Source organism: Salinicola sp. DM10, assembly GCF_017306975.2.
GTDB lineage: Bacteria > Pseudomonadota > Gammaproteobacteria > Pseudomonadales > Halomonadaceae > Salinicola.
The window spans coordinates 770,941-791,404 of sequence record NZ_JAFLEN020000001.1 but is presented as its reverse complement, the minus strand read 5'-3'; the positions used below and the strand labels follow the sequence as shown (position 1 = coordinate 791,404).

The 20,464-nt window shown below is 66.9% G+C and carries 17 protein-coding genes and 1 riboswitch; of the genes, 9 read left to right on the top strand and 8 right to left on the bottom strand.

Features of this window, described 5'->3' with window-relative positions; translation table 11 throughout:
• Window positions 1-176 precede the first annotated feature (176 nt).
• The 8 genes from J0A90_RS03495 to J0A90_RS03460 all read right to left on the bottom strand — a co-directional run bounded on the left by J0A90_RS03495 (window position 177) and on the right by J0A90_RS03460 (window position 9,403).
• Window positions 177-1,910 carry a glycosyltransferase family 39 protein gene (locus tag J0A90_RS03495; RefSeq protein ID WP_207037108.1) on the bottom strand — a complete coding sequence of 578 codons (1,734 nt, stop codon included), beginning with the start codon at window positions 1,908-1,910 and terminating at the stop codon, window positions 177-179.
• A 16-nt stretch (window positions 1,911-1,926) separates the two neighbouring features.
• Window positions 1,927-2,220 carry a lipid-A-disaccharide synthase N-terminal domain-containing protein gene (locus J0A90_RS03490; RefSeq protein ID WP_106419978.1) on the bottom strand — a complete coding sequence of 98 codons (294 nt, stop codon included), beginning with the start codon at window positions 2,218-2,220 and terminating at the stop codon, window positions 1,927-1,929.
• Entirely contained in the window at window positions 2,217-2,996 is a 780-nt protein-coding gene (locus tag J0A90_RS03485) for a glycosyltransferase family 2 protein (RefSeq protein ID WP_207037109.1), read from the bottom strand. The genes J0A90_RS03490 and J0A90_RS03485 overlap by 4 nt, the downstream gene beginning before the upstream one ends.
• Before the next feature lie 269 nt (window positions 2,997-3,265).
• Window positions 3,266-4,363 (bottom strand): PA0069 family radical SAM protein, encoded by a 1,098-nt coding sequence (locus J0A90_RS03480; protein WP_207037110.1) that lies wholly within the window; start codon window positions 4,361-4,363, stop codon window positions 3,266-3,268.
• Window positions 4,364-4,535: 172 nt separating this feature from the next.
• Window positions 4,536-6,380: a TonB-dependent receptor domain-containing protein gene (locus J0A90_RS03475; RefSeq protein WP_207037111.1), complete on the bottom strand. Its 1,845-nt coding sequence runs from the start codon at window positions 6,378-6,380 to the stop codon at window positions 4,536-4,538.
• A 177-nt stretch (window positions 6,381-6,557) separates the two neighbouring features.
• A riboswitch (cobalamin riboswitch) is annotated at window positions 6,558-6,793 on the bottom strand.
• 31 nt (window positions 6,794-6,824) lie between these two features.
• Window positions 6,825-7,673 carry an OmpA family protein gene (locus J0A90_RS03470; RefSeq protein ID WP_207037112.1) on the bottom strand — a complete coding sequence of 283 codons (849 nt, stop codon included), beginning with the start codon at window positions 7,671-7,673 and terminating at the stop codon, window positions 6,825-6,827.
• Window positions 7,670-8,488, bottom strand: coding sequence for a motility protein A (locus J0A90_RS03465; protein ID WP_207037113.1), 819 nt, complete (start codon window positions 8,486-8,488; stop codon window positions 7,670-7,672). Before J0A90_RS03465 ends, J0A90_RS03470 begins: the two co-directional genes overlap by 4 nt.
• Window positions 8,489-8,593: 105 nt before the next feature.
• Window positions 8,594-9,403 carry a glycerophosphodiester phosphodiesterase family protein gene (locus J0A90_RS03460; protein WP_207037114.1) on the bottom strand — a complete coding sequence of 270 codons (810 nt, stop codon included), beginning with the start codon at window positions 9,401-9,403 and terminating at the stop codon, window positions 8,594-8,596.
• Window positions 9,404-9,719: 316 nt separating this feature from the next.
• Here J0A90_RS03460 and J0A90_RS03455 point away from each other — a divergent pair, with 316 nt between their 5' ends.
• The 9 genes from J0A90_RS03455 to J0A90_RS03415 all read left to right on the top strand — a co-directional run bounded on the left by J0A90_RS03455 (window position 9,720) and on the right by J0A90_RS03415 (window position 20,349).
• Window positions 9,720-11,852 carry a TonB-dependent receptor gene (locus tag J0A90_RS03455; protein ID WP_207037115.1) on the top strand — a complete coding sequence of 711 codons (2,133 nt, stop codon included), beginning with the start codon at window positions 9,720-9,722 and terminating at the stop codon, window positions 11,850-11,852.
• Window positions 11,853-11,906: 54 nt separating this feature from the next.
• Complete coding sequence (locus J0A90_RS03450) at window positions 11,907-12,848, top strand: iron-siderophore ABC transporter substrate-binding protein (RefSeq protein WP_207037116.1); 942 nt, start codon at window positions 11,907-11,909, stop codon at window positions 12,846-12,848.
• Window positions 12,845-13,846: an iron ABC transporter permease gene (locus tag J0A90_RS03445; protein WP_207037117.1), complete on the top strand. Its 1,002-nt coding sequence runs from the start codon at window positions 12,845-12,847 to the stop codon at window positions 13,844-13,846. The genes J0A90_RS03450 and J0A90_RS03445 overlap by 4 nt, the downstream gene beginning before the upstream one ends.
• Complete coding sequence (locus J0A90_RS03440; protein ID WP_207037118.1) at window positions 13,839-14,867, top strand: iron ABC transporter permease; 1,029 nt, start codon at window positions 13,839-13,841, stop codon at window positions 14,865-14,867. The genes J0A90_RS03445 and J0A90_RS03440 overlap by 8 nt, the downstream gene beginning before the upstream one ends.
• A gap of 4 nt (window positions 14,868-14,871) precedes the next feature.
• Window positions 14,872-15,660 (top strand): ABC transporter ATP-binding protein, encoded by a 789-nt coding sequence (locus tag J0A90_RS03435; protein ID WP_207037119.1) that lies wholly within the window; start codon window positions 14,872-14,874, stop codon window positions 15,658-15,660.
• 50 nt (window positions 15,661-15,710) lie between these two features.
• Window positions 15,711-16,478 carry an IucA/IucC family C-terminal-domain containing protein gene (locus tag J0A90_RS03430; protein ID WP_207037120.1) on the top strand — a complete coding sequence of 256 codons (768 nt, stop codon included), beginning with the start codon at window positions 15,711-15,713 and terminating at the stop codon, window positions 16,476-16,478.
• Between the two features lie 149 nt (window positions 16,479-16,627).
• Complete coding sequence (locus J0A90_RS03425) at window positions 16,628-17,203, top strand: hypothetical protein (protein WP_207037121.1); 576 nt, start codon at window positions 16,628-16,630, stop codon at window positions 17,201-17,203.
• A 196-nt stretch (window positions 17,204-17,399) separates the two neighbouring features.
• A complete protein-coding gene (locus tag J0A90_RS03420) occupies window positions 17,400-18,377 on the top strand; it encodes an NADPH:quinone reductase (RefSeq protein WP_207037122.1) in 978 nt (325 codons plus the stop codon).
• 178 nt (window positions 18,378-18,555) lie between these two features.
• The gene (locus J0A90_RS03415) at window positions 18,556-20,349 is read left to right on the top strand and encodes an SLC13 family permease (RefSeq protein WP_207037123.1); all 1,794 of its coding nucleotides are present in this window, start codon (window positions 18,556-18,558) and stop codon (window positions 20,347-20,349) included.
• Window positions 20,350-20,464 lie beyond the last annotated feature (115 nt).

Below are 20,464 nucleotides of genomic sequence, written 5' to 3'. Positions count from 1 at the left end.
CTTGCTGGCCTTTGCCTTCGCGAGCAAGCTCGCTCCTACAGGGGGCGAGTTCGAGCTGCGGTGGCCGTTCCTACAGGGGGCGAAAACGTATGGTGCTGGCCGGTGCGACCTGGGTAGCCGTGCATCCGTTAGCTGTCTCGGATGATCTCCCCGGCCCTTGGGCCGGGGAGCGGGACTCACAAGCGCGGGGCCTTGCCGTCAGGGTCGGGCAGGGTGGTGGGGGCGACGAACAGCGGGGCGGCGTTGGGGTCGCCCTGGCACTGGGATGCGGCGCGAGCCGGGATCAGCCACCAGTCGTCACCGTTCTGCACGCCCATGTCGGTGATCTGATCACGCGCGATACACGGATAGTCCTTGGCTTGACGCTCCATCGCGAACAGCCAGCGGTCATCGCCCTGCTTGAGCCAGGCGAAGGCGCGCTGGAATTGCTGGCTGGCCGGGGTCTTGTCACCGAACTGGACGCTGGGCTGGCGCGCCTGGAGCAGGAACTCCTCGTCGAAGTCGGGCAGCGCCAGCCACGCCTGGGGCCCGGTGATCGCGGCAACCTGGGTCATCATGTCGCGCGGTGAGCGGGCGTGATCCTGCAGCGCATAGCCCCAGGTGGACCAGCTGAGCCAGAACAGCGCCAGCCAGCCGCCCAGTGCCCACAGCCCGCGGGCCGGGCGGGTCCAGGCCAGCAGGCCGACCCCCAGCGCGCCGATCACGATCCACCACGCCCAGGGGTCGACCTGATGACGCTCGGCCACCCGTGCCAGCGCCGGCAGACCGAATGCGCCGAGCATCCCGGCGAGCAGCAGTAAACCGGCGAGCAGCGCCAGCACCACGAAGGCGGCGCGATGCAGGCCGCGGCGCCGGATCAGCCCGGGCAGCAGCGGCGCCAGCGCCATCACCAGCAGTGGCAGCGTGGGCAGCATGTAGACGCCGCGCTTGCCCGGCGAGAGCGAGAAGAACACCACGATCAGGACGACCGCGCTGAGCGGCATCCAGACCCGCGCATCACTGCGTTTGAGGCGATGCCACCACGCCGGCAGCGCCCACGGCAGTGCCAGCACCAGTGGCATCCAGGCCCACGGCAGCACCTTGACGACGTAGTAGTACCATGGCTCCAGATGGGTCCAGGAGTCGGCGTAGCGCTGTCCGGTCTGCTTGAACAGGATATTGTCGCGGTAGGCGGCGAGCGCCGGGTCGCCGCTGAAGCTGGCCATCAGCATCATCGGGATGGCCCAGGCGGCGATGCAGGCGAGCATCACCCCCAGCCCCAGCAGCAGTTCCTTGAGGCCGAGGCGCACCGCGCGGCCGCGATAGCCGAACCACAGCCATGCCGGCAGCAGCGCCAGCGGCAGGATACCCACGCCCTTGGTGATCACCCCGATACCCATCGCCGCCCAGCCGATCAGCCACCAGCGTCGGGCCGGGCCGAGCAGGGCGTGGCGCAGCAGCCCGTAGGCGCCCAGGGTGGTGAAGAAGGTCAGCATCATGTCGATCTGCGCGGTCTTGGCCTGCAGCACGAACTGGAATGCAGTCAGCAGCGCCAGGCCCGACAGCAGTGCGACACGCCGCCCATGCAGGCGCCGGCCGAGGTCGACCACCAGCAGTAGGGTCCCCAGGGCGCTGAGCGCGGTGGGAATCAGAAAACCCAGGCGTACCGAGCCGGTCAACCAGATCGAGAGTGCCGAGGCCCACATGAATACCGGGGGCTTGTCGGGGTAGAGCTCGCCGCCGCGATGGGGGAACCAGAACTGGCCGGTACGCAGCATCTCCAGCGCATTGAGGGCGAAGCGCGGCTCGTCGGCGGGCCAGGGATCGCGCAGCCCGATACCGATACCCAGCAGCACGATCGCCAGCAGTAACAGCAGCAGCCAGGCGCGCCGATAGTGCGCCTGGGTGGGGTCGTCGAGAAAAGATCGCATGGTCTTGGGCATCCGCTCAGGACGAGGATTGGCTGGGTGCGGCGCTTTCGCGCTTCTCGCGGCGAATCAGCATCAGATTGCGGACATAGATGATCAGCCCGGCGCCCTGGCCGGCGATGAACACCGGGTCGCGCCGATAGAGGGCATAGGCGAGCAGCGTGGCGCCGCCGCCCAGGCTGAAGAACCAGAAGGCGACCGGTACGATGCTGCGCCGGGCGCGCTCGCTGGCCAGCCACTGGACGATGAAGCGCGCCGAAAACAGCGCCTGACCGACGAACCCGATCGCCACCCATACCCACTCGGCACTCATGCGCGGGCCTCCCCGTCGAGATGTTCGGGTGCCACCGTCGCGGCCGGGCGCTCGGTCATTGCCAGCGGCTCGATCGCCGCCGGCAGGCGGCTGCGCCGGCGCAGCCACATCACCCCGACCATGTCGACAAGACCGACCCACAGACGGTTGTTGAGACCGTAGTGCGAGGCCCCGGTGCCGCGCGGGCGGTGGTTGACCGGCAGCGACACGCACTCGCCGCCCTGGGCCCGCACCAGGGCGGGCAGGAAACGGTGCATATGGTCGAAGTAGGGCAGGTTGAGGAAGGCGTCGCGGCGTACGATCTTCAGCCCGCAGCCGGTGTCCGGGGTGGCATCGTTGAGCAGCGCCGAGCGGACCCGGTTGGCGACCTTCGACGAGACTCGCTTGAGCCAGTCGTCACGGCGATTGGTGCGGTGGCCGGCGACCATCACCACGTCGCCCCGACAGGCGCGCTCGAACAGTCGCGGCAGGTCGGCGGGGTCGTTCTGGCCGTCGCCGTCGAGGGTCGCCAGCCAGGTGCCGCGGGCGGCCCAGGCCGCCTGCCACACCGAGGTGCTCTGGCCGGCACTCTGCGCATGGCGTAGCGGACGCAGGCGTGAATCGGCCGCGGCGCGGCGCGTCAGCATCTCCCAGGAGCCGTCGCTGGAGGCGTCGTCGACCACGATCACTTCGTGCGCTATCTCCTGCAGGGCACGGGAGATTTCGTCGAGTAGCCCCGGCAGATTGCCGACTTCGTCCTTGGCGGGAATGAGAATCGAGAGCTGTGGAGAGTGCATTGACGCTGAGTTCCTGGCGATGGGACTTTTATTGGACGCTCCGCCACGCCGCCCTTGCCGCTCCTGGCAAGAGGGCGCGCCGGCCGTGCGCTGGAGACCCGCCCTTTATGAAAGGAGAGTGCGCAAAAGGCAAACGATGGCACATGTTTTGCGACCATCGAATGCGAATGTCGCCATGATCGGGGCCATGACTTAAAGGAATCTTAAGAACGCGGATTCTCAGGAACGCGGAACCCTTATCGTGCCACGCTGGCGGCTCGAGCAGAAGCTCAACTGAACAGATCCTGCTGGCGGTGAGGCGGGCGAAAATGGCGGGTGTCGAGCCCCTGGTCGGGGCGCCGCTGCAGGCCCAGGCGACCGGCGGCCCGGCGAAAGCGCTGATCGATCATGTCGACGAAGATCCCGTCGCCGCGCATACGGTGGCCGAAGCGGCTGTCGTTGCTGGCGCCGCCACGCGACTGGCGGATCAGACTCATCACCTTGCCGGCGCGCTCAGGGTAGTGGGCTTGCAGCCACGCCTCGAACAGCGGGGCCACCTCCCGTGGCAGACGCAACAGGGTCCAGCTGGCGCTGGTGGCGCCGGCTTCGGCTGCGCGTTCGAGCAGTGTCTCTATCTCGTGGTCGTTGATCGCCGGAATCACTGGCGCCAGCAGGGCGCCCACCGGGATACCCGCGGCAGCGAGCTCGCCCAGTGTCTTGAGCCGGGCCGCCGGCGAGGCGGCGCGCGGCTCCAGCGTGCGCTTGAGCTCGTTGTCCAGGCTGGTGAGGCTGATGAAGACGCGCACCAGGCGCTGCTCGGCGAGTGCGGCCAGCAGGTCGCGATCCCGCAGGATCAGGGCGCTCTTGGTCACCAGCGTGACCGGATGGCGGCACTCGAGCAGCAGCGTCAGCAGCTCGCGGGTGGTGCCGTACTCGGCCTCGATCGGCTGGTAGCAGTCGGTGTTGCCGGAGAGGTTGATCGGCTGGCAGCGGTAGCCGGGCTTGCACAGCTCCTCGCGCAGCCGCGCCGCCATCCCCTGCTTGGCGATCAGCCGAGTCTCGAAGTCGATGCCCGGCGACAGGTCCCAGTAGGCGTGGCTGGGGCGGGCATAGCAGTAGATGCAGCCGTGCTCGCAGCCGCGATAGGGGTTGAGCGAGCGGTCGAAGCCCAGGTCCGGGGAGTGGTTCCAGGAGAGTGCGCTGCGCGGCGTCTCGTGTTGGATCTGGGTGGGTATGCGTTGCGGCAGCGCCTCCTGCCACCAGCCATCGTCGAAGGCTTCGGTATGGCTCGGCTGAAAGCGGTTATGCGGATTGAAGGTCGCGCCGCGGCCCTTGAGCGGGCCCGGTGACGCGGCGTAGGGATCGCGCGGTGGGGTGGGAGACGACATGACGACTCCGTGATCGGAAGCTGTTCAAATATACAGTATCACGGGGTCGTCACGACGCAAAGTGCCGGTCGTGGAGGCATGGCGCCGCTCGTGGCGTCAGCACACCCTCACCCGGCGTTGGCCACCAATGGATGAGGCCGCCAATGGATGAGGGCGCCATCGGGATGGACAGTTACAGCGTCAGCTTGACGCCGGCCTCGACATAGCGGCCCTGGGTGTCATAGCCCTCGGCCAGGGTGTAGTCGCGGTCGAAGGCGTTATCCAGCTTGGCCGACAGTTCGACCTTCGGCGTCACCTGCCACGCCGTGCGCAGATCCACGATGCCGTAGCCGCTGACGGTGGTGTCGCCATAGGGGAAGGTGTAGCGGGTATCGCGACGGTCGCCGGCGGCGCGCAGGGTGGCGCCGTAGCGCCAGTCGCCCAAGGCGTAGTCGGCATCCAGACGGCCGAAGGTTCTGGCTCGGCGCTTCAGGCGTTCACCGCTGTCGCGGTCTTCCGGTTCCTGATGGGTCAGGCTGGCGCGCAGCGAGAGGCCCGCGTATTGCCAGCCACCGCTCAGCTCGACACCGCGGATACGCGCGCGGTCGACGTTGTAGGGCACGAAGGCCGCGTCGAAGGCGATCAGATCGTCGATCCGGTTCTCGAAGGCGCTGACGCGTGCATTCCAGGCGTCATGCTCGATGGCCCAGAACGCCTCCAGGTTGCGCGAGGTTTCGGCGTCGAGGTCGGGGTTGCTGCCGTAGGGCCCGTAGAGATCGATCAGGTTGGGCGCCTTGAAGGCGGTCGAGTAGACCAGCCCGAGGCGCTGTGCCGGTGTCAGACGGTAGGCGTAGCCGGCACTGCCGGTGGTTTCGTCGCCGAAGCGTGAATCGTCGTCGTAGCGCAGCGAGCCGCTCAGCTCATGGCGCCCGTACTCGCGCTGCAGCATGCCGTACAGGCCGTAGTTCTCGCGGCTGTCCTTGGCGTAGCGCCCGGCGAACGGGCTGGCTGAGTCGAAGTCGACATGCTCCTGGCGGTAGTCCACCCCCAGGGTGTCGACGCCGTTGGCGCGGGTGAAGCTGTGCTGGATGCCGAGTTCGTTGCGGTGCGATTCGGTGACACTATAGCGCTCGCCGGCGTAGCGCTCCTCGCGGCGCTCGTCGAAGTGCCCGGCGCTGATCGCCATGTCCCAGTCGGGCGCCAGAGCCAGATCGTAGCGCCCGCCGAAGGTCTGCAGATAGCCGTCGGTGCGGCAGTCGTTGCTGGCGGTGCTGGCATTGAGCGGGAAGCAGTCGTCGTAGTCGGCGTCGGTATCCTGGCGCAGGGCATTCAGGCTCAGATTGGCGTTGGCGCCGAAGCGGTGCGATAGCCCTAACTGAGCCCCGCCGCGCTTGAAGCCATCGCGCTCGCCGCTGGCGTCGCTGGCAAGGGCGTTGAAGCCGTCGCCGTCGCGCCGGAACAGACTGGCGTTGAGGCGGGTAGCGGCGTCACCGGTGGAAAAGAACAGGTTCTGTTTCTGCGTGTGCTGGTCGCCGGCGCGCAGGGACAGAGCCGCTTGGGTCCCTTCGCCGCCGCGCCGGGTGAAGATCTGGATCACGCCGCCGATGGCATCGGCGCCGTAGGCGGCAGCGCGCGGGCCGCGCACGATCTCGATGCGCTGGATCGCCTCGACCGGCAGGAACTCCAGGCTGGCGCCGCCGCTGGTGGCGGCATTGATGCGTACACCGTCGACCAGCACCAGGGTGTGGTCGGATTCGGTGCCGCGCATGAACAGGCTGGTAATGGTGCCGGGCCCGCCGTTCTGCGTGATTTCGATACCGGCGCGGTTCTGCAGCAGGTCGATCACGCTGTCGGCCTGGCTGCGCTCGATCTCCGCGCGGTCGATGATGGTGGTGCTGGCGAGCACGTCGGCCTGCGACTGTGGCAGCCGGTTAGCGGTGACCTGCACGTCGTCGAGCTGCTGGGCTGCGGCGCCGAGGCTTGGCAGCAGCAGGGCCATGGCGACGCCGTGGGCCATGACGGTAGGACGGTAACCCATGAAAGATGATCCCCAAACGCGTATCGGAACCGTTCTCGTACGCGGCGCAGTGGCGCCGCGGGCGGTTCCTTGTGTTGCGATGACGCGATGGGAGGGAACGGCGTGACGAAATACTCCGGCCAACGCATTCTGGGCGGCCGGCGTGCGCTGTCGTCACTGGTTTGAGCCCTCCGCATCAACCAGTGAAGAGAACGACGCCGGTCTCCGGACTCACGCGCGGTGATCTTCGATCACCCGACACCGGGCCTTCCCATGAGTGGATGGCGCGCCGCAATAGAGGGCGCCGATGCTCACAGTGGCTGGACACACAAGATCCACCGGTGTCTGACGCGATTACCGTTGCGGGGGCAGTACGGGGCTCTCACCCGTTTCCCGAACACGTCGCTCTCGACGCGCGGATTGTCGCAGCTTCTCGCCGGCCAGGGAAATCGCGCGTCGCGCGGCTCACGAGCCGTCGCTGCCAGTCTCCTGCAGTACCAGCTCCACCCGGCGGTTGCGTGCCCGGCCGGCGGGGGTGTCGTTGTCGGCCAGCGGCTCGGTTGAGGCGTAGCCGATGGCGCGCAGGCGACCGCCATCGATGCCGTCCAGACGCAGTGCGCGCACCACGGCGGCGGCACGCGCCGCGGAGAGCTCCCAGTTGGAGGGGAACTGCTGGGTCGAGATCGGCACGCTGTCGGTATGCCCTTCGACCGAGATGGTGCCCTGGAACTCCTGCAGCAGCGGGATCATCTTCTGCAGCAGCGCGCGGCCCTTGTCGCTGACGCCGACGGCGCTGGAGTCGAACAGCAGATGATCCTGGATGCGCAGATTGAAGCCGTGCGGAATCGCGGTCACCTGGACGCCGTCGATCTGCGGCAGTGTCTCGTCCACCGGGTCGGGCAGGTCGAATAGCGGCACCGCGAACAGCAGCGGTGTCATCGGCACCAGCGGCGGCGGGGCCGGTCGCGGCGCGTAGAAGCCGACATCGCTGGCCACGGGGGCAGCCGTCAGTTGGCGCGGCGGCCGATAGAAACCGATCTGGGCGGCGCTTGGGGCGGCTTTGGGAGGCACGGGTGCCGGCACCTTGAGCGCCAGCGCGACCTGGGGCGTAGCGGGTTGTTCAGGGGAGGCGAGCTGGCCGCCGTAGAGCGCCAGCATCAGCACGAAGAAGGTGACCAGTAACAGCAGCAGGTCGAGATAGCTCATCAGCCAGGAGTCGCTCTCGCTGCCACGCCCACCCTCGGCCAGGGCGTCGTCGTCGAACAGCAGTTCGGCGAAGGGGCCCCGCGCGGCGTAGTCCGTGGTGCCACTCATGAGGTCGGGGACGAGAGATCCGTGGCCGCGGCCTGGCGCGGGTCACGCATCTCGTCGCGATGTTCGACGCGGTAGGTGTTGAGCGCCTCTTCGATGAAAGCGGGCAGACGGCGTTTACTCACCATCATGATGCCTTCGAGGATCATCGTCATCGCCATCAGTCGCGCCTCGGTGCGCCGCTCCAGCTTCACCGCGATCGGCTTGAACACCAGGTTGGCGAGCAGGATGCCGTAGAAGGTGGACATCAGCGCCACCGCCAGACGCGGACCGATGATCGTCAGATCGCCGGCCTGGATCACCTCAAGCATGTTGATCAGCCCGACCAGGGTGCCGAGCATGCCGAATGCCGGGGCGTAGATCGCCATGGTACGCAGGATCTGCGCCTCGGTGCGCTCGCGCGCCTTCACCCGCACCATGCGCCAGCGCAGCATCTCGCGAATCTCCTCCTCGCGGCTGTTGGCGATCACCATCTGCATGCCGGTGCGCAGGAAGGGGTTGGTGACGCCCTCCAGCGCGCTCTCGATGGCGCGGATGTTACCGCGGCTCCAGTGGCGCGACATTTCGACCAGTTGGTCGAGGTCGGCATCGAGTTCGCTCTGCTGGGATTCGCGCCGGAACACCACCGCGATCTGGCGGCACAGGCGCTGCATCTCGGCGAGCGGATAGCTGATGAAGCTGGCGGCCAGGGTGCCGGTGAGCACGATCGCCAGCCCCGGCAGATTGAAGAAGCTGCTCGGGGCCTGAGCGGTGAAGAGCACGACGGTCACCAGCAGCAGCGCACTGGCGACCATGCCGATGAGGGTGGAGGGATTCATGGACGGCTCGCAACCTGGAAACGGGCAGGTTGGCATCATAGCCCGGGGCGGTCGCGGTCAAAGACGCTAACTGACGCGACTAACGGGCGCTTTTCGTGCGCTGTGTCAGACGCCGCCGCGCTGCGACTCGGTATGGATCTGCTGCTGGCCGGCATGCTCGATGAAGCGCACCGGGTCATCGCTGATCACGCCGTCCACGCCCCACTCCCACAGCTTGTCGAAGGCGACGGGGTCGTTGGCGGTGTAGCAGAACAGCTTGATCTCCTCGTCGGCGATCTCGCGGGCGCGCTTGACCTTCAGTTTGCGCCAGTCCAGATGCAGGCTGTAGGCGGAGAGCCGCTCGGTCTCGCGCCACCAGCGCTTGGGCGCCTTGTCGTCGAGCACGCCCAGGCGCAATCGATCCGGGTTCGCCTCCAGCGCCCGCGCTGCGGTGAGGGCGTGACGGTCAAACGAAGAGACGATCAGCTTCTCCGGTGCCAGGGCTTCCAGGGTCGGCGGCAGTGCCGCCTTGACCAGCTCGATCGCATTGCGCCCGCGGGTCACCTTGAGCTCCAGATTGAGGCCCATGTCGAGACGCTTGAGCAGTGCCAGCATTGCCTCGAGCGTAGCCATGCGCTCGCCGCGGAACTGCTCACCGAACCAGGCGCCCACGTCGAGCCGCGCGGCGCTGGCAGCGTCGAAGCGGAACAGCTTGCCGCGCCCGTTGGAGCAGCGCTTGACCCCGGCGTCGTGCCACAGCACCGGGGTGCCGTCGCCGAGCAGTTGAACGTCCAGCTCTACCCACCGGCATCCGGCCGCATGCGCGGCTTGCACCGCCGCCAGCGTATTCTCCGGCGCGCGCGCGGAGAGACCACGGTGCGCGATATAGCGGGGTCCATCGCCCGGGGTGGGCTGAGGGGACGAACTCTGTGTCATGCGTCTAGGGTCTCCGGTGAGAGGTAAGCGGGGGCTGGCCGGCGGGTGTCGCACGCAGGCGCCGGGGCGACGCCCCGAAATCAGGCTTGACCTTCGTCCACGCCGCGGTCGGCGTCAAGACGGCGCGCGGATTATTTGCGGGCGGCCCCTCGTGTTGCTTGCTCAGACAGCCGGAGAGGGCAATGTTGGTTCATTCAAAAACAAACGATTCTCATTCGTTGATAATTATGCATTTCATTTGCAATAATCCGCCGGCGTTCACGGCGGTGGCTGGAGCGCGTGACGACTCGACAAGATCGAAAACAAGAGGCGAGACATGGGATCAAAGGGAACCGGCATGGTCTGGGGCGCACTAGCGACACTGATGGCGTCGCCGGGTGTGATGGCAGACGGTGCTGATCAACAACCGCTGGTGGTGACAGCGACGCGCTCGGGTGCCGAACAGCAGGACTCCCCGCAGGTGATCCGGGTGATTTCACGCCAGGAGCTGGAACAGCAGCGACGCATCACTTCCGACTCCTCCGAGATACTCAGTAACCTGCTGCCGGACTATTCACCGCCGCGCCAGAAGATGAGCGGAAGTGGCGAGACCCTGCGCGGACGCACGCCGCTGGTGATGATCGATGGTATCCCGCAGTCCAATCCGCTGCGGCCCACGGGGCGCGAGCTGCACACCATCGACTTCTCGATGATCGATCATATCGAGGTGATCAAGGGGGCCAACGCCACCAACGGTCTGGGCGCCGCCGGCGGGGTGATCAACCTGATCACCAAACGCCCCGAGCCGGGCTCGCTCAATCAGCACTTCGAGGCCCAGCTCACCACGCCGACCTCCAAGCTGGATGGCGATACCAACAGTTACCGCACCAACTACGCGGTCAGCGGCAATCGTGGGCCGGTCGACTACCTGTTCTCGTTGAGCTACGAGGACCAGGGGCTGTTCCTGGATGGGAAGGGTGATGCGATCGGCGTCGACAATACCCAGGGCGACCTGATGAACTCCCGCGCCTACGATGTCTTCGGGAAGATCGCTTACTGGTTCGATGAAGACCGGCGTCTGCAGTTGAGTGTCAATCGCTATCGCATCGAGGGGCAGAACGATTACGTCAGCGTGCTTGGCGATCGTAACGCCGGTGTCCCCACGACCTCGCGCCGTGGCGATCCAGAAGGCTCGGCGCCCTTCAACAGTGTCTGGACCACTGGCGTCACCTGGGACGATTACGATCTCGCCGGCATGCATCTCAATGTGCTGGGCTTCTACCAGGATTACAAATCACTGTTCGGGGCGACCAACTCCGGCACCTTCCAGGATCCCGCGATTGCGCCGGTCGGGACGCTCTACGACCAGACCATGGCCGAGACTCGCAAGTACGGCATCAAGACCTCGCTGACCAAGGAGGGGCTGTGGGATGACCGGGTCAAGCTGACCTTCGGCTTCGACGCCATGCGCGACGATACCGAGCAGTATCTGTGGGGCACCGATCGCACCTACGTGCCGAAGGTGAAATACACCGATCTGTCGCCGTTCGCCCAGATCGACTTTAGCCCGATCGAGTCGCTGACCTTCTCGGCCGGGGCGCGTTACGAATACGCCAAGCTCGATGTCGATAGTTACCGCACGGTGGCCGCCAACAACGGTGTGCGGGTAGACGGCGGGTCCCCCGACTTCGACGAGACCCTCTACAACGCCGGTGTGGTATGGCGACCGGTGAAACACTGGAGCCTGTTCACCAGCTATTCCGAAGGGTTTGCCATTCCCGATGTCGGCCGCGTGCTGCGCGGTATCGACACGCCCGGACAGTCGGTCGACCGCTTCGAGAATCTGCGCCCCATCGTGACCGACAATATCGAGACCGGGGTGCGCTATGACGATGGTCGCCTCAACGCCGAGCTGAGCTATTACGTGTCGTCTTCCGACTATGGCACGCGTCTGACGACCCGCCACGATGCCTTCGTGATGCAGCGAGAGAAGACCGAGATCGAAGGCATCGAGGCGTCCGTCGGCTATCGCTTCAACGACCGTCACAGCGCCCGGCTTGGCTACTCCCACATGAAGGGACGTTACGACAGTGACGACAATGGCACCCTGGATGCCAAGCTGAACGGGCTCAACGTGGCGCCGGACCGGCTGGTCGCGAGCTGGAGCGCCCGGTGGTCTCCGCGCTGGACGTCGTTCGTGCAGATCAATCACGCTTTCGACAAGGATTTCGACGACAGCAGCAATGGCTGGGACACCGACTTCGACGGTTACACCCTGGTCGATGCCGCCGTCGGCTATCGGCTACCGGTGGGGCAGTTGAATCTCGCCGTCGCTAACCTCTTCGACAAGCAGTACATCACCTACTACTCGCAGAGTGCGCTGGATAGCCCCAATGCGGACTATATGAACGAACGCTACTTCGCAGGGCGAGGGCGGACTCTGACCCTGGGCTACAGCGTGGACTTTTGATGTCGCCGACGATATCAGCCGCGCTGGCGTGCCGAGTGATCGAGCGGACCCGCGATGAAACGTCGTGAGTTCATGGCCCGGGCGCTGGCACTGGGCGCCATGCCGACGCTGGCATTGGGTGCCATGCCGGCGTTGGCGCGCGTCGGCATCACGCGCCGGGAAGAGCCAAGCGCGCCGCGCCGAACGCAGCGGATCGCCACGCTGTTCCAGGGTGCCACCGATACGGCGGTGGCGCTCGGCGTGGTTCCGGTCGGGGTCGTGCTGTCATGGCAGTATCAGCCGATCTACCCCTATCTGCGCCCAGCGCTGGCCCAGTCCGCGCTTCTGGGGTTAGAGACACAGCCCAACCTGGAGCGGATCGCACTGCTGGAGCCGGATCTGATCGTGGCTTCGCGTTTCCGTCATCAGCGTATCGCGCCGCTGCTGTCGGCGCTGGCTCCGCTGACGCTGCTGGATGATATCTACCACTATCGATATACCCTCGAGACGATGGCGCAGGCACTCGACCGCCAGGCTCGGGCCGAGTCTCTGCAGCGGGTGCTGGCATCGCGCATGGCGGGACTACGCGCAAGACTGCAGCAGCGTTTCGGCGCGCGCTGGCCGCTGACGGTGGCACTGCTCGATGTCAGGGCCGGCGAGATTCGCAGCTACCTGGCGCCCAGCTTCGGCGGCTCGGTACTGACCCAGCTCGGGTTTGGTTGGCCCCGACAGGTCGAGGGGCAGCCTGGGGTGCTGTTGACACTGAGCGGCGTGGAGAGCCTGCCGGCGCTCGACGCCGACGTCTTCTTCCTACTGCAGCCGCGCGACCGGCCCGCACGCGAGCACTACGGACGTCTGCGCGCGCATCCACTCTGGCAGCGTCTGGCGGCGGTGCGTCAGGGACGTGTCTGGCAGGTCGATCCGGTAGCCTGGAGTCTCTCCGGGGGCATCCTGGGTGTATTTGGCATGCTCGACGACCTGGATGCGTGGCTGGATACCACCGAGGCCTCGGCATGAGCCTGCGCACGATTCTGGCTATCGTCGGACTGGCTAGCGCCGGACTGGCCATCGCCGTGGTGGTGAGCCTGATGGCGGGGGCTCACTGGTCCAGCCCGCTGCAGGTATGGCAGGCGCTGTGGTCGCCGTCACCGACCGATGTCGATGATCTGCTCATTCGTACCACCCGTATGGCTCGCACCCTGGTGGCACTGACGGTGGGCGCAGGGTTGGGCGTGGCCGGCGGTATCATGCAGACCCTGACCCGCAATCCGTTGGCATCGCCTGGGCTGCTCGGCGTCAACGCTGGCGCGCTGCTGGTGGTGGTCTGTCTGGTCACCTTGGGGAGCGGCTTGCCAGCGTGGCTGGCGAGCGGCGGCGCCTTCGCAGGCGCGGCGCTGGCGGCACTGGCGGTCTGGGCGATAGCCATGCGTCCAGCAGCCCCGAGTGGGCCGCTGCGACTGATCCTGGCCGGCGCCGCGTTGAGTGCGCTGTTCCATGCTTTCAGTCAGGCGCTGCTGGTGATCGATCAGCAGGGGCTGGATACGATGCTGTTCTGGTTGGCAGGGTCGGTCGCGGCCCGGCCGTTGACGCAGGTCTGGCCGCTGATGCTGGTCACGCTGGCGGCACTGCTGGCGTGCTGGCCCTGTCTGCGGCAGTGGAACGTGCTGGCGGCGGGGGAGGCGGTGGCAGTCGGCGCCGGTATCTCGGTGCGGCGCCTGCAACTGATCTCGGTCGTGTGTGTGGTGCTGTTGGCGGGCGCGGCGGTGGCGATGGCGGGCAATATCGTCTTCATCGGGCTGATAGTGCCGCACCTGGCGCGACGTCTGGCAGGGCCGGATCATCGCCACTGGCTGCCGCTGGCGGCGCTGCTGGGTGCCATGCTGCTGCTCGTCGCGGACGTGATGGCGCGGACCCTGATTCCGCCCCGGGAAGTGCCCATCGGCGTGATGACGGCGCTACTCGGGGCGCCGGTGTTCATGGCACTGGTGCGTCGCCAGGGGGGCCGCCATGGGTGAGGCTCGCGCGCTGCGTCTTGGACCCTTTTCGCGTGTCGTTACCTGGCGAGCGTGGCGCCGTGTGGCGCTGGCACTGTTGGTGGTACTGCTGATTCTGCTGGCCTCGCTGGCTCTCGGCGAGGCTGCCGTGTCTGCGCCGCAGTGGCTGGTGGCACTGCGCTCGCCCGATAGCGGCGCTGGCCTGATCCTGTGGCAGCTGCGCCTGCCACGGACGCTGCTAGGCGCGCTGGTGGGGGCGGCCCTGGCGCTTTCTGGCTGGTTGCTGCAGCAGGTCATGCGCAACCCGCTGGCGTCGCCGGATACCCTGGGCGTGACCGTCGGCGCCGCGACTTTGGCGGTCGGCTATCTGGCATTCTTGGCCGCCGATGTCGGCACCGCCTGGATGCCGCTGGCGGCGGCCCTGGGGGCGCTGCTCGCGGTACTGCTGGTGATGCTCGCGGCCTGGCGCGGGGGGACGACGCCGCTGCGGCTGGTGCTGATGGGCATCGGACTGTCGACGTTGCTGAGTGCGGTGACGACCTTCGTGCTGGTGTCCAGTCCGCTCACCACCACACTGTCGGCCTACGTATGGCTGACCGGCAGCGTTTACGGCGGCAACTGGTCCGATGTCGGGTGGCTCGCGGCTTGCTTCGGCGTGGCGCTGGTGGCGCTGATGCCCTTGGTGCGTCTTGCCTTGCTGGCGCCGCTGGACGACGGCTTGGCGGTGGGTATCGGGGTGCGGGTACAGTGGACACGCACGCTGTTGATCCTGCTGGCGGCGGGGTTGGCGGGTATCGCAGTGGCCTGGGGTGGGGCGATGGCTTTCGTCGGCCTGGTGGCACCGCATGTGGCGAGACGTCTGTTGCGCCAGCCGGGCGCGGCGCAGATTGCCATGGCAATCCTGGTCGGCGCGGGCATGACGATGGCGGCAGATCTTGCCGGGCGGCTGCTGTTTCCGCCGCTGGATCTGCCGGCGGGGCTCTTCGTGGCGGCCATCGGAGCGCCGTTCTTTCTGGGGTTGATGATGAAACAGGCACGCTGACGCCATGGCGACTCTCTCTGCGAACCGACTCACGCTGGGCTACCAGCGGCAGGCCATCCTGCGCGAGCTGTCGCTCGAGCTGCCGGAAGGGCGCATCTCGGTGCTGGTCGGCAGCAACGGCTGCGGCAAGAGCACGCTACTGAAAGCATTGGCTCGACTGCTGACGCCGTGGCAGGGTCAGGTCGCTCTCGACGGTGAGGATATCCGGCAGCGGCCGACCAAGGCGGTGGCCAGGACTTTGTCGCTACTGCCACAGCACCCGGTGGCGCCGGAGGGCATCAGCGTGCGTCAACTGGTGGGGTTGGGCCGCCATCCGCATCAGAGCTGGCTGGCGCAGTGGTCCGAAGACGATGAACGCGCCGTCGCGCAGGCGCTTTCGAGGACCGGCCTTCACGACCTTTCCGAGCAGCGCGTCGAGACGCTCTCCGGTGGCCAGCGTCAGCGTGCCTGGATCGCCATGGCGGTAGCTCAGGACACGCCGCTGATGCTGCTCGACGAGCCCACCTCGTTTCTCGATCTGACCCATCAGATGGAGGTGCTGGAGTTACTCGTCAGCCTCAACCGCGATGCCGGCAAGACCATTGTCATGGTCCTGCACGATCTCAACCTGGCGTGCCGCTATGCCGATCATATCGTGGCGATTCGCGCGGGCCGCGTTCACGCCCAGGGGCGGCCTCAGACGGTGATCACCCGTGAACGGGTCAAAGAGATATTCCAGCTCGAGTGCCGGGTGATCGAGGATCCATTCTTCCATACGCCGCTATGCATTCCGTTCGGCAAGGGGGCAACGTGATGATGCCGGCAGCGGCGCGGTACCCGCTTGGCCACCAGGATTGCGCTCCAGTGGCGGCCGAGCACCATCGCTATCTGCATGAGGCCTTGTGCCTCGAGTCGGCGGATGCCGCGGAGGCGGCGGCTCTATCGATGACGGCGTTCTGCGACCCCCGGCGCTGCGCTGAACTGCTGGACCGTCTGGGGCCGATTCTCGGCTCGCCCGACCGGCGCACCACCGCCTCGCTGCTGTCGAAGCGCCTGGGTTTTCTGCTCACCGGCGCGCCACTCTATCTGCTCTCGGTGTGCGATCGCGGGCTCGATCTGGCGCCGGGCAACTGCCTGATCGATATCCGCCACGATGGCCAGGCGTGGCGTTCGACGCTGCCACTGCGCTCGCTGCAACTTCAGCACTGGGCGCCGGCGGCGCGGGAGCACGCGCGTCACGATTTGTTGAAGCAGCTGTTCACCGGGCTGATCACACCGCTGTGGCAGACCCTGCGCGAGGTGGGCGGCGTGCCGCCGCGCATGCTTTGGGAGAATCTGGCGGTGCGGGTCTATTCACTCTACGAGCGCCGCCTGATCGAGCTCGAAGGCGGGCTGGTCGATGCCGCCGCGCGCCGGCGCTGTGAGGCGGACTACCGCTTCCTGCTCGAGGCCGAGCCCGAGCTGTTCGGCATCGACTTCAACCCGCTGGCGCGTTTCCATCACGCCAAGACCCGCCGCGCGGATGGCGTCGAGGTGCGCTATCGGCGCAGCTGCTGCCTCTATTACCGTGCCGCCTGCCCGGTGGCCTACTGCCAGTCCTGTCCGCTGACCCGGTCTCGAACCGAGGGGTGATGCCGGCCTCCGGGGCCGGTGGCGCGCCCGCGGCGATGGAATATGCTAGGCTGCGCGCTTTTGCCTGCCCGCGTCCGGCGGCACGCCAACAGCGTGCGTCCTCGATCGTCAGCGCGGGCGGGGCCGAGTCGATGCGTGCGGAGAGTCCGATGAAAGTCGTTCATGTGAAGAATCCCGAGAGCCGCGAGGCGTGCCTGGCCCAGCTGTGCGCCAATGTCTATGGCCGTGAAGCGGGGCTGGCGCCGCTGGTCACCTTCGCCGGAACCCTGGGTGTGCTGTTCGAGCAGGAAGCGGCACGGCTGTTCGCGCTGACCGACGATGACCGCCAGGTGCTGAGCCTGGCGCTGGTCTCCGCCGACGTCGAGGGTCGCAGCATGGAGCTGGCGATGGTTTCGACACCCCAGGGCGACGGCCATAGCGAGCACAGTGCGCGCCTGATCCGTCTGCTCGCCGAGAAGGCGCCGCTGCGCGTGCTCGCCAATGACGCCGAGGCACAGCGCTTTTTCCGTGACTGCGGCATCACCCGCTGGATCGATGCCGAGGGCGGCATGCTTGTCGGTCTGGCGCCGCGTCATCCCGAGCCCAAGGGCGGGAAGCTGCCCGGCGTGGTGCGCTTCGACGGCGACGGCATCGTCAAGACCTTCAAGGCCGACCCGGAGACCTTCGAATCCTACAAGCAGCGCTTCGTTGCCGCGCTGGAGCGCTTTCCCCACAGCGTGATCTGACCCCATCGAGCGGGCCGAGCCTCCGAGCATCAAACCGGCCCGTTCGCGGCGTGTCGCTTGACCCGGCTGGCGAATGGCGCTTGGATGAGGGTTTGGACAGGACTGAGGTATCGACAGGACTGAGGTTCGTGTCGTCCGATACCACGACGCACGCCAAGTACGCCCAGCTCAACCCGTTTCTCCACAAGGAAAGTTCATGGTCAAGCGCATTCAGTTTTCTCGCACCGGTGGCCCCGAGGTGCTCGAGTATGTCGACTTCGAACCGGCAGCGCCCCAGGCGGGCGAGGTGCGCGTCGAGAACCGTGCCATCGGCCTCAACTTCATCGATATCTATTTCCGCACCGGGCTCTATCCGGCGCCGTCGTTGCCGTCCGGGCTGGGCACCGAAGGGGCGGGGGTGGTCGAGGCAGTGGGTGAAGGCGTGACCCACCTTGCTGTCGGTGACCGCGTGGCCTATGCCCAGGGGCCACTCGGCGCCTACTCGCAGCTGCACGTGCTGCCGGCGGAGAAAGTGGTCAAGCTGCCCGAGGACATCTCCTTCGAGATCGCCGCGGCGTCGATGCTCAAGGGGCTGACGGTGCAGTACCTGCTGCGCCAGGCCTTTCCATTGGAGGGCGGCGAGACGATCCTGTTCCATGCCGCGGCCGGCGGTGTGGGCTCGATCGCCTGCCAGTGGGCCAAGGCGCTCGACGTCAAGGTGATCGGCACCGTGGGCTCTGACGAGAAGGCCGAGCTGGCCAAGCGCAACGGCGCCTGGGCGACGATCAACTACCGCAAGGAGAACGTCGCCGAGCGGGTGCGCGAGCTGACCGGCGGAGCCATGGTGCCGGTGGTCTACGACTCGGTGGGCAAGGACACCTTCACCACCTCGCTCGACTGTCTCGCCCCGCGCGGGTTGATGGTGAGTTTCGGCAACGCCTCCGGCGCGGTGGAGGGGGTCAATATCGGCATTCTCAACCAGAAGGGCTCGCTCTATCTGACCCGCCCTAGCCTCAACGGCTACGCCGACACGCCTGAGCGGCTGGATGAGATGAGCCTGGATCTGTTCGATCTGCTCGAGAGCGGCAAGGTCAAGATGGATATCGCCCAGCGTTTCGATCTGGCCGACGCGGGCAAGGCGCAGGAGGCTCTGGCGGCGCGACGCACCACCGGGTCGACGATTCTGATCCCCTGAGCCGTGCCCGCAAGCGCCGGCGCACGGCCGTCGGCGTGACAATGACCTATGCTGCAAAAGCCGGCAGCGCCTCTGGGGCGCTGCCGGCTTTTTCGCTGCTGCGGGCAGGCTCGGCAGGTGGTTTGCCTACCAAACCTGTTGCCGGGAGGGCAGCAGTGCACGACAAGGAGTCATACCCATGCAGGATGCCTATTGGGTCTTCGCGGTCCTCTTTCTGACCCTGGTCGCCTTCGTCTGGGGCCGCTTTCGTTACGACATGGTGGCCATGGCGGCGCTACTGGCGAGCGTGCTGCTGGGGCTGGTGCCCGCCGATCAGGCATTTTCCGGCTTCGGCCATCCGGCGGTGATCACCGTCGCCGCGGTGTTGATTCTGAGTCGTGGCTTCGAACACGCCGGCGTGGTCGACTGGATCGCCGAGAAGACGCTCAAGGCCGGTAGTCGCCCGATCTGGCAGCTCTCGGTGCTCACGGCGACGGTGATCCTGCTCTCGGCGATGATGAACAACGTCGGTGCGCTGGCGCTGCTGCTGCCGGTGGCGGTGCGCGTCGCCCGCGAGCACGACACCTCGCCTTCGCTGCTGCTGATGCCGCTGGCCTTCGGCTCGCTGCTGGGCGGGCTGATCACGCTGATCGGCACGCCGCCCAATATCATCATCAGTGCCTTCCGCGCCGGGCAGGGCGAGGGCCCTTTCAGCATGTTCGACTTCGCCCCGGTGGGCGGCGCCGTGGCGCTGGCGGGGTTCGCCTTCATGATCCTGCTGGGTGGGCGGCTGACGCCGCAGCGCCAGGGCCAGGCATCCGCCGACGAGCTGTTCGAGACCTCGGCCTATCTCAGCGAGCTGCACGTCAACGAGGACGCCAAGGCGGTGGGCTGGGGCCTGCGCGAGTTGCGCGAGGTGTGCGGCGACCCGGTGCCGGTACTGGCAGTGCTGCGTGGCGAAGAGCGTTATTCCGGCCACCGCTTCTTTGGGCCCCTGGCCGCCGGCGACATCCTGCTGCTGGAGGCGGGCCCGGAAGATCTCAAGCTGCTCGAGGACAAGGCGGGGCTGAGCATCAGCGCCAGCGGCGAGGATGACGAGGACAGCGCCGCCGCGCCGCCCCGGCTCGATGCCGACGAGCTGCAGCTGGTCGAAGTGGTGGTGCGCAACGACTCGATGATGATCAACCGCACCGTCTCCCAACTGCGCCTGCTCAACCAGCACGGCCTGCATCTGGTGGCGGTCTCCCGCGATGGTACCCGGCTCAAGCAGCGCCTGCGCGAGGTGCGCTTCCAGCCCGGCGATGTCCTGCTGCTGCAGGGCGACGAGAACAACCTGAGCGAGAGCCTGTCGACGCTGGGTTGCCTACCGCTGGCCAGTCGCAAGCTGGCGCTGGGGCAGCCGCGCCAGCTGTGGCTGTCGGTGGGCATCTTCGCGCTGGCGATCGCCGCCATGGTGTTCGATCTGCTGCCCGCGGCCATCGCCATGTCGCTGGCGGCGCTGATCACCCTGGCCCTGGGCGTGCTGCCACTGCGGGAGGGGTATGACGCGATCGAGGGCTCGGTGATCGTGCTGCTGGCGGCGATGCTGCCGGTGGGCAAGGCGCTGGAGACCAGCGGCGGGGCGCAGATGATCGCCGACGCCATGATGTCGGCGGGCAGCGGCTGGCCGCCGGTGGTCACCCTGACGGCGCTGTTCGTGTTGACCCTGCTGCTCTCGAACGTCATCAACAACGCCGCCGCGGCGCTATTGATGGCGCCGATCGCGGCCAATCTGGCCAGCGGCATGCAGGTCTCGCTCGATCCGTTCCTGATGGCAGTGGCGGTGAGCGCCTCCTGCGCCTTTCTCACCCCGATCGGGCATCAGTCCAATACCCTGGTGATGGGGCCGGGGGGCTATCGTTTCCGCGATTACTGGAAGCTGGGGCTGCCGCTGTCGGCGGTGGTCACGCTCACCGCGATTCCTCTCATCTTGCTCATTTGGCCGCTATCATGAGCGCAGCTTCCGTCAGCCGTGATGTTCCGCGATCCGCCATCGCGACCCGCTTGCCGAGAGACCTGCAATTTATGGCCACCATCGATTTTTCTATGCTCGATGTCTCCACGCTCGA

Bases quoted from the DNA above. Each gene is read 5' to 3' on its own strand.
- J0A90_RS03475 (WP_207037111.1), bottom strand. From the start codon at position 6,380: ATGGGTTACCGTCCTACCGTCATGGCCCACGGCGTCGCCATGGCCCTG.
- J0A90_RS03450 (WP_207037116.1), top strand. From the start codon at position 11,907: ATGAAACGTCGTGAGTTCATGGCCCGGGCGCTGGCACTGGGCGCCATG.
- J0A90_RS03480 (WP_207037110.1), bottom strand. From the start codon at position 4,363: ATGTCGTCTCCCACCCCACCGCGCGATCCCTACGCCGCGTCACCGGGC.
- J0A90_RS03495 (WP_207037108.1), bottom strand. From the start codon at position 1,910: ATGCGATCTTTTCTCGACGACCCCACCCAGGCGCACTATCGGCGCGCC.
- J0A90_RS03425 (WP_207037121.1), top strand. From the start codon at position 16,628: ATGAAAGTCGTTCATGTGAAGAATCCCGAGAGCCGCGAGGCGTGCCTG.
- J0A90_RS03470 (WP_207037112.1), bottom strand. From the start codon at position 7,673: ATGAGTGGCACCACGGACTACGCCGCGCGGGGCCCCTTCGCCGAACTG.
- J0A90_RS03440 (WP_207037118.1), top strand. From the start codon at position 13,839: ATGGGTGAGGCTCGCGCGCTGCGTCTTGGACCCTTTTCGCGTGTCGTT.
- J0A90_RS03455 (WP_207037115.1), top strand. From the start codon at position 9,720: ATGGGATCAAAGGGAACCGGCATGGTCTGGGGCGCACTAGCGACACTG.
- J0A90_RS03435 (WP_207037119.1), top strand. From the start codon at position 14,872: ATGGCGACTCTCTCTGCGAACCGACTCACGCTGGGCTACCAGCGGCAG.
- J0A90_RS03465 (WP_207037113.1), bottom strand. From the start codon at position 8,488: ATGAATCCCTCCACCCTCATCGGCATGGTCGCCAGTGCGCTGCTGCTG.
- J0A90_RS03460 (WP_207037114.1), bottom strand. From the start codon at position 9,403: ATGACACAGAGTTCGTCCCCTCAGCCCACCCCGGGCGATGGACCCCGC.
- J0A90_RS03420 (WP_207037122.1), top strand. From the start codon at position 17,400: ATGGTCAAGCGCATTCAGTTTTCTCGCACCGGTGGCCCCGAGGTGCTC.
- J0A90_RS03445 (WP_207037117.1), top strand. From the start codon at position 12,845: ATGAGCCTGCGCACGATTCTGGCTATCGTCGGACTGGCTAGCGCCGGA.
- J0A90_RS03490 (WP_106419978.1), bottom strand. From the start codon at position 2,220: ATGAGTGCCGAGTGGGTATGGGTGGCGATCGGGTTCGTCGGTCAGGCG.
- J0A90_RS03485 (WP_207037109.1), bottom strand. From the start codon at position 2,996: ATGCACTCTCCACAGCTCTCGATTCTCATTCCCGCCAAGGACGAAGTC.
- J0A90_RS03415 (WP_207037123.1), top strand. From the start codon at position 18,556: ATGCAGGATGCCTATTGGGTCTTCGCGGTCCTCTTTCTGACCCTGGTC.